This window comes from Pseudomonas sp. S31 (assembly GCF_016648105.1).
GTDB lineage: Bacteria > Pseudomonadota > Gammaproteobacteria > Pseudomonadales > Pseudomonadaceae > Aquipseudomonas.
In genome coordinates, this window is the sequence record NZ_JACVVE010000001.1 from 185939 (window position 1) to 199866 (window position 13928).

The following is a 13928-nucleotide window of genomic DNA, read 5'->3' on the forward strand; positions in this document are numbered from 1 at the left end:
CGCTACCATTACCAACAATGTTATCCATCCAACAGATTTCATGCGTCGTTCCTTTCAGTGATGGGGACGCCTGCAAGGGGCTTGAGGTTTCCCAAGCGACTGCAGGCAATCTGAATGTACGCTGCGCCCCAGCGCTGGCGGGTTAGGCGAACCTTGCACAAGAGTTCTGAAACAGCTCCTTCGTGAGTAGGAACTCGGTCAGTTCACGGCCTGCAGGTAGCGCGCTTGCTACCCATCGCTGTCCATGGCACTGCTGACGTTTCTCGCGCATACTCGAAAAGTGCCATCACTGCGGTATTCGCCATGAACCGCTGCTTGCTGCTCTCTGCCTTTCTGCTCTCTTCGCTTGCCTACGCCGACGACTGGAACCTCGCCTACGACCGCGAAGGCATCCGTGTGTATCTGAGCGGCGTGGACGATTCGCCCTACCAGCAGTTTCGTGGCGTCAGTACGATCAAGGCCAGTGTGCGCACCCTGGTCGACCTCCAGGAAAACCTGCGGGTGGCCTGCAAATGGCTGTATGCCTGCGCGCAGATGCGCTTGGTGGAAGTCGATGGCGACAGCACCTGGGTGTACCTGACCACCGACCTGCCGTGGCCCACACTCCCCCGGGACATGATTCTCAAGGTCAGCACCGAGCGGCTGGATGACGGCACCCTGATCAGGCACCTGCAGGCCGAGCCGGCCAAGTTGCCCGAGCAGCCGGGGCTGATCCGCGTGCAGCACCTGAGCGGGACATGGATCATGAAGCCACTGGGCGAGCGGAAAACCGAAGTCACCTATCAGCTCAAGGCCGACCCGGCCGGGAACGTCCCCGGCTGGCTGGCCAATCGCTTCGTCGTCGACGCCCCGGTGGTGACCTTGCGAACCCTGCGCGCGGTGGCCGAGCGGCAACCGTGACGAGCCCCGCGCTCACCCTTCCGTCATGACGATTTTTCTGCCACTGTCTGCGCGCAGCGCGGACCAGCGCGTTGCGCCTTGCCAGGAAGTCGTATGAAAACACAAGAAAAAGGCCACACTCACAATGGCTATCGACGCATCATCCCGTCGATGACCGCGCTACTCGAGTTCGAGGCGGTTGCCCGTCTCAGCAGCTTCACCCTGGCCGCCCGCGAGCTGGGGGTGACCCAGGCGGCGGTGAGCAAGCAGGTCAAGCTGCTCGAGGAAAACCTCGGCGCCCAGTTGTTCCAGCGCCTGCATCGCGGCATCCGCCTGACCGGCGAGGGCCAGGCGCTGTTCGCGGTGATGTCCGAGTCGCTGCAGAACGTGGCGGCGGTGTTCGACCGCATCAGCGAAGGCAGCGGCGAACAGGAACTGGTGCTGAGCACCACTGCGACCTTCTCGCAACTGCGCGTGATGCCACGCCTGAGCAACCTGCGCGCCAGCATGCCCCATGTGCGCCTGCGCCTGGCCACGCAGATGTTCACCGGCGACCTGCGCCACCACGATGTCGACCTGCTGGTGCGCTATGGTAACGGCCGCTGGAAGGACGGCGAGGCGCTGCACCTGTTCGACGAGGAGATCTTCCCGGTGTGTTCACCGGCCTGGCTGGCTCGCAACGGCGTTCCCGCTTCGCTGGAAGCCCTGTACGGCGCCGACCTGCTCGATGCCGATGCCACCACCGAAGGCTGGATCACCTGGCCGACCTGGTTCCGTGAACTGGGCGAGCAGCCGCCGAAACTCCGCTATGGCCTGCGCTGCCACTTGTATACGGACACCATCCAGGCAGCGTTGCACGGGCATGGGGTAGCGCTGGGTTGGGGGCGGATGCTCGATCACCTGTTGGCGTCAGGCGAGCTGATACGCCTGACCGAACTCACGCTAAAACCGCGCGAAGCCTATTACCTGGTGGTGCCCCATGGGCGCGACATAACCCCGACCGTGCGCGGCCTGGTGGAGTGGCTGCGCGATTAGGTTCACGCAGCGAGGGAAACCAATGACGGCCCGGCCAGCGGGCCGCCCTGCGGGTTACTGCACGACCCCACAGGCCACGCGGGCGCCGCCGCCACCGAGTTTCTCGGGGTGATCGCTGTGGTTGTCGCCACCGGCATGGACCATCAGCGCATGCCCCTTGAAGTCCTCGGCCTTCAGGCGTGGCGCCAGTACCGGGTAGGTCGCTTTGCCATCGCTGCCGACATACAGCGCGGGCAGGTCCCCGCGATGGCCGCTGTCATCATAGGGGCCCTTGTGCGAGTTGGTCGAGTCCGGGTCCCAGTGCCCGCCTGCCGCACCCGCCGGTACGGCCTTGCCGTTCTCCTGGGCCGGGTCGCATGAGGCTTTCTGGTGCAGGTGGAAGCCATGCACGCCAGGTGGCAGGTCCTTCAGGTCGGGAGTGAGCAAGGTGCCGTACTTGTTCTGCTCGATGCTGATCGTCCCGATGGCCTTGCCGGGGCCGTCGGGCCCGGCCATCTTCAGCTCCACGGTCTGCGCGGCCTGAGCGAGGCCGGCGCTGGCCAGCAATGCGGTGAACACCACTGCTTTCATGTCGTATCTCCATGGCTTGGGGTTGGCGGGTGTCGTACCCACATAACAGCTGGGACCACACAGCATGCCAGCGATTCCCTCGCGCCACAGACTGAAACATTTCCCTATGGACGGGCCCCGGCAGATCAGATGCCACCAGCGGCCAGTAGTTGCTGCAGCACCTCGGCCAAGGCCTTGACCATGGTGTCGGCGGTGGGCCGATGGACGATGACGATTTCGTAACTGTCCACCTCCGGCAGCCCGTGCTCTACGCCCAGTACCCGATGTTCGCGGGTGGCTGCGCGTGGGGGTAACAGGCTGACCCCCATGCCATCTGCCACTGCAGCCTGGATGCCACTGAGGCTGGAGCTGGTGAAGCTGATGCGCCAGCGTCGGCCCATGCCTTCGATGGCGCTGATGATGTCATCGCGATACAAACCGCGTGGGGGGAAGGTCACGATGGGTACGGGATCGAGCTCGAAAGTCGGGCTGCTGGCGCTGTCGATCCATTGCAGGCGTTCTGGCCAGCAGGCCACGCCTTCGCGGCTGTTGCGCTTCTGCTTGAGCAGGATCAGGTCGAGTTCGCCATTGTCGTAGGCTTGGCTGAGATCGCGACACAGCCCGCTGGTGACCTCCAGCTTGACCTGTGGATGCAGGCGGCTGAAGGCTGACAAGGCATTGGTGGTGCGCCCGCCGACGAAATCTTCGGGCACGCCCAGGCGCACGGTGACGCCCACCATGGCCCCGGCGAGCGCTTCGAGCATCTGGTCGTTGAGGGCGAGCATGTGCCGGGCATAGCCGAGCAGGGTCTGCCCGGCGTCGGTCGGCAGCACGTCGCGGTTACCGCGTACCAGCAAACGGTGGCCCACCATGTCTTCCAGACGGCGTATCTTCTGGCTGATGGTCGATTGGGTGGAGTGCAAGCGTGCAGCGGCGGTGGTGAAGCTACCGCAATCGGCCACCACCACGATTGCACGCAGCAGGTCCAGGTCGAACAGGGCTCTATTCGATTTAACGCTATTGGACATCTTGGTATTTGGCTTATGAATGACGATTCAGCGTTTTTAACACGCTTTACCGCTTCTCCACAGCCAAATCCGCCGACACCTGCAAGCCAGAGCAGGGCTTACGCCACTTCCTCGTAGGGCAACCCGACATAGTTCTCGGCAATGTTGGTCAAACCCGCCTGCGACGACAGGAAGTACTCCCGATCCGCCTCCTGCATCTTCTGGTCCCAACCATCCTTGTGATCGCCGAAATCATGCAGCAGTTGGGTCATGAACCAGCTGAAACGCTCGCCCTTCCACACGCGACGCAAGGCCAACGGCGAATATTGCTCGAGCAGGTCGAGACGGCCCTCGCGATACACCTTGACCAGGATCCGGTACAGGTAGTTGACGTCGGAGGCCGCCAGGTTCAGGCCCTTGGCGCCAGTAGGCGGAACGATATGCGCCGCATCGCCGACCAGGAACAGATTGCCGTACTGCATCGGCTCGACCACCAGGCTGCGCAGCGGCGCGATGCTTTTTTCCAGCGACGGCCCGGTGACCAGCCGCTCGCCCACGTCCTCCGGCAAGCGCGCCTTGAGTTCGTCCCAGAAACGCTCGTCGGGCCAGGCCTCGACGCGGTCGTCCAGTGGCACCTGCAAGTAATAGCGACTGCGGGTGTTGGAGCGCTGGCTGCACAGCACGAAGCCACGCTCATGGTGCGCGTAGATCAGCTCGTGATTGACCGGCGGCGTGTCCGACAGCAGGCCCAGCCAGCCGAACGGGTAGATACGCTCGTACTGCTTGAGCACACCTTCGGGAATGCTCTGGCGCGATACGCCGTGGAAGCCATCGCACCCGGCGATATAGTCGCAATCCAGGCGATAGGTCTCGCCGTCCTTGTCGAAGGTGATATAGGGCTTCTCGCCTTTAAGCTCGTGGGGTTGCACGTTGCTGGCCGAGTAGAAGATCGGTGCACCGCTGGCCTCCCGCGCCTGCATCAGGTCACGGGTGACTTCGGTCTGGCCGTAGACCATGACCGTCTTGCCGCCGGTCAGGCCTTTCAGGTCCAGACGCTGACGGCGCCCGGCCACCAACAGTTCGACACCTTCATGGACCAGCCCTTCCTGGTCCATGCGGGCCGATACGCCAGCCTCGCGCAGCAGGTCGACGGTGCCCTGCTCGAGCACGCCGGCGCGGATGCGGCCAAGCACGTATTCGGCGCTCTGGCGCTCGAGGATCACCGTTTCGATCCCCGCCTTGTGCAGCAGCTGGCCAAGCAGCAGGCCGGACGGACCTGCACCGATGATTGCAACCTGAGTTTTCATTGTTGTTGTCTCGTTGTTTTGGCGATGCCGCCCAACCTCTGGCAGTGGCGGGCATCTGCTGATAGGGTTTGCCCTTGCATTTTTACTGGCAACCCCGGCCAATAAAGTGTGATATCCGATGCAAAAACTGCACTTTTACAAAAAACGTTCGATTAACGGACAGACAAGACACCATGAAATCCAGCTTACCCGGCGTGCCGCTGTTCCAGCTGTATGGCGAGAATCAGGCCTGGCCGAGCACCGACCTGCTGCACTGCGAGTCGATCCCGGCGCGTAGCCGCCTGCACCATTGGGAAATCAAGCCGCACCAGCATGCCGACTTGTGCCAGTTGCTGTACGTGCAGCGCGGCGAGGCGCAGGTGCAGATAGAAGGCGTGAATACGATCCTTCGCGAAGCTGCCATCCAGGTGGTGCCGCCCCTGGCCGTGCACGGGTTTCGCTTCAGCGCCGATATCGAAGGCTATGTGCTCACGTTCGGCCCGGCCCTGGTCGCCGACCTGGAACAGCGCCTCGGCACGCCACTGCAGGTGCTGACGACGCCCGGCTGCTATGCGTTGGGCAAGGACCGACGCTCGCTGCGCAGCCTGATCGAGACCCTGCAGCAGGAATACCAGGGCACGGCCCCGGCACGCGCGGCGATGCTCGAAGCCCTGGTAACGGCACTGATGGTGTGGATCAGCCGCCGCCAGCAATTGGGCCAGGCCCCGCGCAACCGCGACGAACGCGACCGCCAGCTGCTGGGCCAATACCTGCGCCTGGTCGAGGCGCACTATCGCGAGCACCTGAGCGTGGAGGCCTTTGCCGCGCGCCTGAACATCACCAGCCTGCAGCTCAACCAGCTGTGCCGGGCGCTGAGCGGCCAGACCGCGTTGCAGGTGATCCACCAACGTCTGCTGCTGGAGGCCCGGCGTAACCTGACTTACACCCAGATGAGCATCGGCCAGCTGTCCGACAACCTGGGTTTCAGCGACCCCACCTACTTCGCCCGGTTCTTCAAGCGCCTCAGTGGCCAGACGCCCAACCACTACCGTCGGGCGCAGCAGCCGGACTGAACCACAGGCCGCTGAAAGCGGCAGGCTCGGCCTCCACTTGACGTAAACGTCAACCTGCATTCAGGATAGTCGCATACCTTCCGTCGAGCGCCACCCATGAGCAGCCAGACCTACAGCATTTCCGACCTGTCCCGCGAGCTGGACATCACCACCCGGGCGATCCGTTTCTATGAGGAACAGGGCCTGCTCAGCCCTGAGCGGCGCGGCCTGGAACGTGTCTACTCGGCGCGGGACAAGGTCAGTCTGAAGCTGATCCTGCGCGGCAAGCGCATCGGGTTCTCGCTGGCCGAGTGCCGCGAACTGATCGAGCTGTACGACCCCAGCAGTGGCAACCTCAAGCAGCTCAACAGCATGCTGGGGAAAATCGCCGAACGTCGCAGCCAGCTCGAGCAGCAGATGCTCGACATCCACCAGATGCAGCTCGAACTCGACACCGCCCAGGAGCGCTGCGAACAGGCCCTGGCCGCCACCTTGAACAACAACCACACAGCCTGACCCGTCCCTGGAGCCTTGCCATGCCGTTGCCGAACAAAGTCCGCCTGGTCGAAGTGGGGCCACGCGATGGCCTACAGAACGAAGCCCAACCCATCAGCGTCGCCGACAAGGTACGCCTGGTCGACGACCTGAGTGCGGCGGGGCTGGGCTATATAGAAGTGGGCAGCTTCGTCTCGCCCAAGTGGGTACCGCAGATGGCCGGGTCCGCCGAGGTGTTCGCCGCCATCGAGCAGCACCCCGGCGTCACCTACGCGGCACTGGCGCCCAACCTGCGTGGCTTCGAGGATGCGCTGGCAGCCGGCGTGAAGGAAGTGGCGGTGTTCGCTGCAGCGTCCGAGGCGTTTTCCCAGCGCAACATCAATTGCTCGATCAGCGAAAGCCTCAAGCGGTTCGAACCGATCATGGACATGGCCCACAACCACGACGTACGCGTGCGCGGTTATGTTTCCTGCGTACTTGGCTGCCCTTACGAAGGCAAGATCAGCGCCGAGCAGGTAGCGCCGGTGGCGCAGGCCCTGCACGACATGGGCTGTTACGAGGTATCGCTGGGTGACACCATCGGCACCGGTACCGCCGGCGATACCCGTCGCCTGTTCGAAGTGGTGTCGGCCCGGGTACCGCGAGAGCAGTTGGCCGGGCACTTCCACGACACCTATGGCCAGGCCCTGGCCAACGTGTATGCCAGCCTGCTCGAAGGCATCGCCGTGTTCGACAGTTCGGTGGCGGGCCTGGGGGGCTGCCCCTATGCCAAGGGCGCCACCGGCAACATCGCCAGCGAGGATGTGGTGTACCTGCTGCAAGGGCTGGGTATCGAGACCGGGATCGACCTGGACCGGCTGATAGCTGCCGGCCAGCGCATCAGCGACGTGCTGGGGCGCGCCAATGGCTCGCGTGTGGCGCGGGCGCGCAGCGCGCACTGATTCACACGGCTGTCACACAGGTGTGGGTGGGAGTGTTACCGCCCCCGCCCATCGCCACAAAAAATCGGGTAACAGGGAAACAAATCGACAGAATTTCCCGACCTGGATTTTTCCACGAATCATCAAGTCATTGATTTTAAAGGGTTTTCAAAAGTTGGCACGGCACCTGCTATATCTTTGGTACAAGAACAACAAAAATGCGATACCCAATAAAAACAACAGGTAGCGGCTCTGACATAACAAGAACAACACGGCAGAGGCGTAGCAAGCAGATTTTTTTGGAGTCGACAGGTTTTCCAGGGGCTCGCCCCGCGGACTGACACAGAACAATAAAACTACCTTCAGGTAGCGACAGTCAGGACGGATCATTGGATGAAAACAGGTCAGCGCTCAAAAAAATACGTTTGCTCTTGACCCCGCATGGGGGTCGCTCGCGACACCGAGGCAGGCTGACAAAAACAACAAAAGGCCCGTCTCCAATAATAAGAAAAGAGCAGGCAACAACGCTTTGAGGGGAGCTTCGGCTCCCCTCAGTGCTTCCTGCCCTCCTCCTCCTCTTGCTTCTCTGCTTGCTCCTGCGCGTCCTGCGCCTCGATCTTCTCCACCAGCAACGGCATCGTCCCCAGCACCAACAGCGCCAGCACCGTGCTGATCAGCGCCGTGGCTTCACGCCCCATGCCTGCTGCCGTGCCGATCGCCGCCGTCATCCACAAGCCCGCCGCCGTGGTCAGGCCCTTGACGTGACTGGTGTCCTGGCCGTTGCCCTTGAGGATGGTGCCTGCGCCGAGAAAGCCGATACCGGCGACGATGCCCTGGATCACCCGGCTCAGCGCCTGGGCGTCGGCCCCGGCCATGCTCGGCGCCAGCACGAACAATGCCGCACCCAGCGACACCAGCATGTGGGTGCGCACGCCTGCCGACTTGCCCTTGTGCTCACGCTCGAAGCCCAGTACTGCGCCAAGTAACGCGGCCATCAGCAGGCGCACGAGGATCTGCGTGACTTCGCGTATATCGGCGATATCGGCGAACTCGGCCTCGATGGCTTGCCAGATCGACTCCCACCATGGGTCCATCGGAGGTCTCCTGCTGCGTTGGGTAAGCGGTTGACCGTTATTCTTCACTGTCTGTTCCGGCCTATTCGCGGCGGTTCGGCGCGAATAGGCCAGAACAGCCGATGCAGCAACCTGCCTGCTGCCGCGGTCTGAAGCTGTAACCGCCCCAGGAGGCCACGATCATGCCCATCGAAATCACCGGAACCACCTGCACCCTCATCGGCGACCACCTGCGCATCGAAGGCACCGGCCCGGAGATCGAAATCTTCACCGACGAACAACTGCGCATGTCGGTGGCGGTGCTGGCAGGTGAACGCATTCCGATCACCGAAGCCGAAGCCGATGCATTGACGGTCGCCGGGGCCAAGGATAGCCGTAAGCACCTGAAGGCCAGCACACCCGGCTCGGTCATCTGATACGGTCCAAATCACCCAACCTGCACCTGTATCGCAAACAGTTCAGGCGCCATACTGGGCCCACACCCTGGTCTGCCGAGCCCGTATGAAACGCTACGAACAATTTGCCGACGACATTGCCGAACTGATCCGCTCCGGGGTGCTCGGCCCCGGCCAGCGGTTGCCGTCGGTGCGTTACGCCAGCCAGACGCATCGGGTCAGCCCCTCCACGGTATTCCAGGCCTACTACCTGCTCGAGCGTCGTGGCCTGATTCGCGCGCGGCCGCGTTCGGGGTACTTCGTCAACGCCCATGCACCACGGCCGTTCCGCGAGCCTCAGGCCGAGCAGCCGCTCAGCGAATCGACCGACGTGGATGTCAGCGGCCTGGTGTTCTCGATCCTCGAGTCGATCAAGGACCCGAGCACAGTGCCGTTCGGCTCGGCCTTCCCCAGCCCGGAACTGTTCCCCCTGCAGCGCCTGTCACGTTCGCTGGCCAGCGCCAGCCGCGCCATGGACCCGCGCATGGTGGTCACCGACCTGTCGCCGGGCAACCCACAACTGCGCCGGCAGATCGCCCTGCGTTACATGGTTGGCGGGCTGATGCTGCCGATGGAGGAGTTGCTGATCACCAATGGCGCGCTCGAAGCCTTGAACTTGTGCCTGCAAGCGGTCACCGAACCCGGCGACCTGGTGGCGATCGAAGCCCCCGCGTTCTACGCCTGCCTGCAAGTACTGGAGCGCCTCAAGCTCAAGGCCGTCGAGATTCCGGTGCACCCTCGCGAAGGGATGGACCTGGGCGTTCTGGCGCAAACCCTGGAGAAGCACCCGGTCAAGGCGGTCTGGTGCATGACCAACTTCCAGAACCCGGTAGGCGCCAGCATGCCCGAGGCGAAGAAGCAGGCCTTGGTGGAAATGATCACACGCCACCAGGTGCCGCTGATCGAAGACGACGTGTATGCCGAGCTCTATTACGCCCAGCAGGCACCGAAACCGGCCAAGGCCTTCGATACCCAGGGCCTGGTGATGCATTGCGGGTCGTTCGCCAAGAGCCTGGCGCCCGGCTATCGGATCGGCTGGGTGGCCGCCGGGCGCTTCGCGCGCAAGATCGAACGGCTCAAGCTGATGACCTCGCTGTGTGCGTCAATGCCGGCCCAGGCCGCGATCGCGGACTACCTGCAACACGGTGGCTACGACCGCCACCTGCGCAAGCTGCGCTATGCCCTGGAAGGCCAGCAGGCCAACATGCTCGCGGCCATCACCCGCTATTTCCCGACACAGACGCGGGTCAGCCAACCTTCCGGCGGTTATTTTCTGTGGCTGGAGCTGCCTGAACAACTGGACGCGCTGAAATTGTTCCAGCTGGCCCTGGCCCAGGGCATCAGCATCGCCCCGGGGCCGATCTTTTCGGCGACCCAACGCTTTGGCAACTGCATCCGCCTGAATTACGGCGGCCCATGGAACGACAACGCCGAGAATGCCATGCAGACCTTGGGGCGGATCATCCGCTCGTTCTGACACTGCCTAGAATGCCGCATACCGGGCTCAAACCACCAAGCCTCTGGGCCAGAGGAATGGCGCGGAGCCAATACTCCCCTGAGACACGTACCGACTCAGCGCCCGCCGCCGAGGTCGATGAAACTGCCGGTGGAATACGAAGCCTTTTCCGACACCAGCCAGAGAATCGCCTCTGCCACCTCCTGGGGCTGGCCACCCCGGCCCATCGGCAGCCCCGGCTCGAGCTTGGCCACGCGATCGGCATCGCCGGACAGTGCATGGAAGCCGGTATGGATGTAGCCGGGCCGCACGCCATTGACCCGCACGCCCTCGCCCGCCACTTCCTTGGCCAGGCCAAGGGTGAAGGTGTCCAGCGCGCCCTTGGATGCCGCGTAGTCGACGTATTCGTTGGGCGAGCCCAGCCGCGCGGCCACCGAGGAAACGTTGACGATGGCACCACCCTGCCCACCATGGCGGCGCGACATGCGCAGCAAGGCGTGCTTGGCACAGAGCATCGGGCCAACGACATTGGTCTTCATGATTTTCAGCAAGCGGAACTCGGACATGCCCTCGACCCTGCTCTGCTGGCCGATGGTGCCGGCGTTGTTGACCAGTGCGGTGACCGGGCCGAGCTCCTGATCGACGCGCTGGAACAACTGGATCACTTCGTCCTCGACGCTGGCATCGGCACGCACCGCGATGGCCTCGGCGCCCAGTGCGCGCACCTGGGCCAAGATGCTCTCGGCGGCCTGGTCGTCGGCGTGGTAGTTGATGCAGATTCGGTAACCCTGGCGGGCCGCCAGCAGCGCCGTGGCCGCGCCGATGCCGCGGCTGGCACCGGTGATGACGATGACTTTCTCCATGGACCTACCCATCGCTGGTAACGGACCTTCGACAATAGGTGAAAAGCCGGCCCATGGGAATGTGGCTTTTGCCGGCCTGCGCGTCGCGCCCAGCTTGCAGGCCAGCTCACCCCACGTACGAACGGCCTCAGTGCCCGCCCGACCCGGCTGCCGCCTTGGCGGTGAACGGCGGTTTGGCGAACCAGACCAGGAGGATCAGGCCGGCGAACACCCAGGTCATCAGGGTGAAGTAGTCGACCGTGGACATCATGTACGCCTGCCCGTTGAGGATCTGCTCGAGCTTCGCATACCCCTCGGGCCCGGCCCCGCCCAGTTGCTCGAGGGAATGCCGGGTAGCCGGGTCGAACGTGCTGATGTGTTCGCTCAGGTAGGCGTGGTGCTGCTCGGCCCGGCGGATCCAGATCCAGGTCGTCAGGGAGGCTGCGAAGCTGCCGCCCAGGGTCCGCAGGAAAGTCGCCAGCCCAGAGCCATCGGCGATCTGGTGAGGCGGCAGGTCGGAGAGCAGGATGCTCAAGGTCGGCATGAAGAACAGCGCCACGCCGATCCCCATGAACAACTGCACCAGGGCGATGTGCTGGAAATCCACCTCGCTGGTGAACCCGGCGCGCATGAAGCAACTGCCGCCGATGGCAAGGAACGCCAGCCCCGCCAGGACCCGCAGGTCGAAACGGTGTGCGTACTTGCCCACGAATGGCGACATGAGCACTGGCAACAGGCCGATCGGCGCCACTGCCAGGCCTGCCCAGGTGGCGGTATAGCCCATTTGCGTCTGCAACCATTGCGGCAGGATCAGGTTGATCCCGAAAAAGCCCGCGTAACCGCCCACCAACACCATCGTGCCGATTCGGAAATTGCGATGCACGAACAACCGCAGGTTGACCACCGGATGGCGGTCGGTCAGCTCCCAGATGATGAAGATGGCCAGGAATACCACCGAGATCAAACTGCCGATGATGATGAACGACGATTCGAACCAGTCCAGGTCGTTGCCCTTGTCGAGCACCACCTGCAACGCCCCGACCCCGACGATCAGAGTCAGCAGCCCGATGTAGTCCATCGGTTGGCGGCTGGTGACCACTGGACGCGTGCGCATCTGCTGGCGCACCACCGCAGCGGCGAACAGGCCGATCGGCACGTTGATGAAGAAGATCCACGGCCAGCTGTAGCTGTCGGTGATCCAGCCCCCCAATATCGGCCCGGCAATCGGCGCCACCACCGTGACCATGGCCAGCAACGCCAGGGCCATGCCGCGCTTGGCCGGCGGGTACACCGCGATCAGCAAGGTCTGGGTCATCGGGTACAGCGGCCCCGCCACCACGCCCTGCAACACCCGGAAGCCGACCAGTTCCGGCATCGACTGGGCGATACCGCAAAGAAACGACGCCAGCACGAACAGCAAGGTCGCCCAGATGAACAGCTTGACCTCGCCGAACCTTCGGCTCAGCCAACCGGTAAGCGGCAAGGCGATGGCGTTGCTCACCGCGAACGAGGTGATCACCCAGGTGCCCTGCTCGTAGCTCACGCCCAGGTTGCCGGAAATGGTCGGCAAGGCCACGTTGGCGATGGTCGTGTCCAGCACCTGCATGAACGTTGCCAGGGACAACCCGATGGTGGTCAGCAACAGGCTCGGCGGGGTGAACTGGGCAGGCGCTTCCTTGCTCATCGCTGGGCCGTCTTGCCAGCGGCGCTGTTCATGTGGATCAGCCGCGCAATCAGTTCATCGGCCTCGACCAATTGGTGGTCGTACACCTGGGTGGTGAAGCTGGCCTGCTGCGGCGGCTGCTGTGCCAGGGTCGGGCCACTCTGGTCATGCAGGTCGACCTCGGTGATGGTCGACAGGCCGATGCGCAGCGGGTGGTCCTTGAGCTGATCGGGGTTGATGTGGATACGCACGGGCACGCGCTGGACGATCTTGATCCAGTTGCCGGTGGCGTTCTGCGCAGGCAACAGGGCGAAGGCGCTACCGGTACCGGCGCCCAGGCTATCGACCGTGCCGCTGTACTTGACCTCGCCGCCATAGAGGTCGGCGGTGATCTCCACCGGCTGGCCGATACGCATGTCGCGCAGCTGGGTTTCCTTGAAGTTGGCGTCGATCCACACCTGGTCCAGCGGGATCACTGCCATGGTCGCGGTGCCCGGCTGCAGGCGCTGTCCTAGCTGCACGGTGCGCTTGGCCACATATCCGGTGACCGGTGCCACCAGGGTGGTACGGGCGTGGTCGAGATAGGCCTGGCGCAGGTCGGCGGCGGCGGCCATGACCTCAGGGTGCGAGGAAATCTCGGTATCGTCGACCAACGCAGTGCTGGTGTTGAGCTCCTGACGGGCGCTGTTCACCGCCGCCTGGGCGACGGTGAGGTCGTCACGAGCGTGGGAGATTTCCTCGCCGGAGATCGCACCGCTCTCGGCCAGCACCTTGCGCCGGTTGTAGTTCTGCTGCGCCTTCTGCAGTTCGGCCTGGCGGGTCTGCAATTGCGCCTTCAGCGAGTCGACATTGCTGTACAGCCCGCGAACCTGGCGCACGGTCCGCGCCAGCTTGGCCTCGGCGGCCTGCAAGGCCACTTCGCTGTCGGCCGGGTCGAACCGCAGCAGCACCTGGCCGGCGTGCACCAGGTCGCCGTCATCGGCACCGATGCTGGTCACGGTGCCCGCCACCAGCGGGGTGATTTCCACCACGTTGCCGTTGACATAGGCATCGTCGGTACTCACCTGCCAGCGCCCGACCAGGGTGTACCAGGCCCAGGTACAGGCACCGGCAACGACCAGCAGCAACAGCAGGCCGAGCAGCCAGGCCTTGCGCTTGCGTGGCGAGCCCTGTTCGGAAGGATTCGGGGTGTCAGCGGGAGTGGCCATGATAATACCTTGGCTAGTACGTAACAGGG

14 protein-coding genes are annotated in these 13928 nt (G+C 63.7%); 7 read left to right on the forward strand and 7 right to left on the reverse strand.

Annotation, left to right across the window (positions count from 1 at the left end; translation table 11 throughout):
* The first annotated feature begins 303 nt into the window (after positions 1-303).
* Both IAE37_RS00770 and IAE37_RS00775 read left to right on the forward strand, forming a co-directional pair.
* A complete protein-coding gene (locus IAE37_RS00770) occupies positions 304-900 on the forward strand; it encodes an START domain-containing protein (protein WP_201167354.1) in 597 nt (198 codons plus the stop codon).
* Positions 901-993: 93 nt separating this feature from the next.
* Entirely contained in the window at positions 994-1914 is a 921-nt protein-coding gene (locus tag IAE37_RS00775) for a LysR substrate-binding domain-containing protein (RefSeq protein ID WP_201167356.1), read from the forward strand.
* A gap of 54 nt (positions 1915-1968) precedes the next feature.
* On the opposite strand, the gene sodC is transcribed toward IAE37_RS00775, so the two are convergent.
* The 3 genes from sodC to pobA form a co-directional block, all read right to left on the reverse strand.
* Positions 1969-2484 (reverse strand): superoxide dismutase family protein, encoded by a 516-nt coding sequence (sodC, locus tag IAE37_RS00780; RefSeq protein WP_201167358.1) that lies wholly within the window; start codon positions 2482-2484, stop codon positions 1969-1971.
* A 125-nt stretch (positions 2485-2609) separates the two neighbouring features.
* Positions 2610-3491 carry a LysR substrate-binding domain-containing protein gene (locus IAE37_RS00785; protein ID WP_201167360.1) on the reverse strand — a complete coding sequence of 294 codons (882 nt, stop codon included), beginning with the start codon at positions 3489-3491 and terminating at the stop codon, positions 2610-2612.
* 98 nt (positions 3492-3589) lie between these two features.
* The gene (pobA, locus tag IAE37_RS00790) at positions 3590-4777 is read right to left on the reverse strand and encodes a 4-hydroxybenzoate 3-monooxygenase (RefSeq protein WP_201167362.1); all 1188 of its coding nucleotides are present in this window, start codon (positions 4775-4777) and stop codon (positions 3590-3592) included.
* A gap of 173 nt (positions 4778-4950) precedes the next feature.
* Here pobA and IAE37_RS00795 point away from each other — a divergent pair, with 173 nt between their 5' ends.
* From IAE37_RS00795 to IAE37_RS00805, 3 genes are all read left to right on the forward strand, one after another.
* Positions 4951-5829, forward strand: a complete 879-nt coding sequence (locus tag IAE37_RS00795) for a helix-turn-helix domain-containing protein (protein ID WP_201167365.1) — start codon at positions 4951-4953, stop codon at positions 5827-5829.
* Between the two features lie 96 nt (positions 5830-5925).
* A complete protein-coding gene (locus IAE37_RS00800) occupies positions 5926-6324 on the forward strand; it encodes a MerR family transcriptional regulator (protein WP_201167368.1) in 399 nt (132 codons plus the stop codon).
* 20 nt (positions 6325-6344) lie between these two features.
* The gene (locus IAE37_RS00805; protein ID WP_201167371.1) at positions 6345-7244 is read left to right on the forward strand and encodes a hydroxymethylglutaryl-CoA lyase; all 900 of its coding nucleotides are present in this window, start codon (positions 6345-6347) and stop codon (positions 7242-7244) included.
* Positions 7245-7774: 530 nt separating this feature from the next.
* Here IAE37_RS00805 and IAE37_RS00810 read toward each other — a convergent pair.
* Positions 7775-8317: an MgtC/SapB family protein gene (locus IAE37_RS00810; RefSeq protein ID WP_201167374.1), complete on the reverse strand. Its 543-nt coding sequence runs from the start codon at positions 8315-8317 to the stop codon at positions 7775-7777.
* 161 nt (positions 8318-8478) lie between these two features.
* On the opposite strand from IAE37_RS00810, the gene IAE37_RS00815 reads away from it, so the two are divergent.
* On the forward strand, positions 8479-8712 hold the full coding sequence (locus tag IAE37_RS00815) for a DUF3203 family protein (RefSeq protein WP_201167376.1): 234 nt from the start codon (positions 8479-8481) through the stop codon (positions 8710-8712).
* Between the two features lie 85 nt (positions 8713-8797).
* Positions 8798-10207 (forward strand): GntR family transcriptional regulator MpaR, encoded by a 1410-nt coding sequence (mapR, locus tag IAE37_RS00820; RefSeq protein ID WP_201167378.1) that lies wholly within the window; start codon positions 8798-8800, stop codon positions 10205-10207.
* Between the two features lie 95 nt (positions 10208-10302).
* Here mapR and IAE37_RS00825 read toward each other — a convergent pair whose 3' ends face one another.
* The 3 genes from IAE37_RS00825 to IAE37_RS00835 all read right to left on the reverse strand — a co-directional run bounded on the left by IAE37_RS00825 (position 10303) and on the right by IAE37_RS00835 (position 13899).
* The gene (locus IAE37_RS00825) at positions 10303-11049 is read right to left on the reverse strand and encodes an SDR family oxidoreductase (RefSeq protein WP_201167380.1); all 747 of its coding nucleotides are present in this window, start codon (positions 11047-11049) and stop codon (positions 10303-10305) included.
* Between the two features lie 127 nt (positions 11050-11176).
* The gene (locus tag IAE37_RS00830) at positions 11177-12712 is read right to left on the reverse strand and encodes a DHA2 family efflux MFS transporter permease subunit (protein ID WP_201167391.1); all 1536 of its coding nucleotides are present in this window, start codon (positions 12710-12712) and stop codon (positions 11177-11179) included.
* Positions 12709-13899 (reverse strand): HlyD family secretion protein, encoded by a 1191-nt coding sequence (locus IAE37_RS00835; RefSeq protein ID WP_201167395.1) that lies wholly within the window; start codon positions 13897-13899, stop codon positions 12709-12711. The genes IAE37_RS00830 and IAE37_RS00835 overlap by 4 nt, the downstream gene beginning before the upstream one ends.
* Between the last annotated feature and the right edge of the window lie 29 nt (positions 13900-13928).

What these genes read in the sequence shown, in the direction of transcription:
- IAE37_RS00770 (WP_201167354.1), top strand. Translation starts at nt 304, where the DNA reads ATGAACCGCTGCTTGCTGCTCTCTGCCTTTCTGCTCTCTTCGCTTGCC.
- IAE37_RS00775 (WP_201167356.1), top strand. Translation starts at nt 994, where the DNA reads ATGAAAACACAAGAAAAAGGCCACACTCACAATGGCTATCGACGCATC.
- sodC (WP_201167358.1), bottom strand. Translation starts at nt 2,484, where the DNA reads ATGAAAGCAGTGGTGTTCACCGCATTGCTGGCCAGCGCCGGCCTCGCT.
- IAE37_RS00785 (WP_201167360.1), bottom strand. Translation starts at nt 3,491, where the DNA reads ATGTCCAATAGCGTTAAATCGAATAGAGCCCTGTTCGACCTGGACCTG.
- pobA (WP_201167362.1), bottom strand. Translation starts at nt 4,777, where the DNA reads ATGAAAACTCAGGTTGCAATCATCGGTGCAGGTCCGTCCGGCCTGCTG.
- IAE37_RS00795 (WP_201167365.1), top strand. Translation starts at nt 4,951, where the DNA reads ATGAAATCCAGCTTACCCGGCGTGCCGCTGTTCCAGCTGTATGGCGAG.
- IAE37_RS00800 (WP_201167368.1), top strand. Translation starts at nt 5,926, where the DNA reads ATGAGCAGCCAGACCTACAGCATTTCCGACCTGTCCCGCGAGCTGGAC.
- IAE37_RS00805 (WP_201167371.1), top strand. Translation starts at nt 6,345, where the DNA reads ATGCCGTTGCCGAACAAAGTCCGCCTGGTCGAAGTGGGGCCACGCGAT.
- IAE37_RS00810 (WP_201167374.1), bottom strand. Translation starts at nt 8,317, where the DNA reads ATGGACCCATGGTGGGAGTCGATCTGGCAAGCCATCGAGGCCGAGTTC.
- IAE37_RS00815 (WP_201167376.1), top strand. Translation starts at nt 8,479, where the DNA reads ATGCCCATCGAAATCACCGGAACCACCTGCACCCTCATCGGCGACCAC.
- mapR (WP_201167378.1), top strand. Translation starts at nt 8,798, where the DNA reads ATGAAACGCTACGAACAATTTGCCGACGACATTGCCGAACTGATCCGC.
- IAE37_RS00825 (WP_201167380.1), bottom strand. Translation starts at nt 11,049, where the DNA reads ATGGAGAAAGTCATCGTCATCACCGGTGCCAGCCGCGGCATCGGCGCG.
- IAE37_RS00830 (WP_201167391.1), bottom strand. Translation starts at nt 12,712, where the DNA reads ATGAGCAAGGAAGCGCCTGCCCAGTTCACCCCGCCGAGCCTGTTGCTG.
- IAE37_RS00835 (WP_201167395.1), bottom strand. Translation starts at nt 13,899, where the DNA reads ATGGCCACTCCCGCTGACACCCCGAATCCTTCCGAACAGGGCTCGCCA.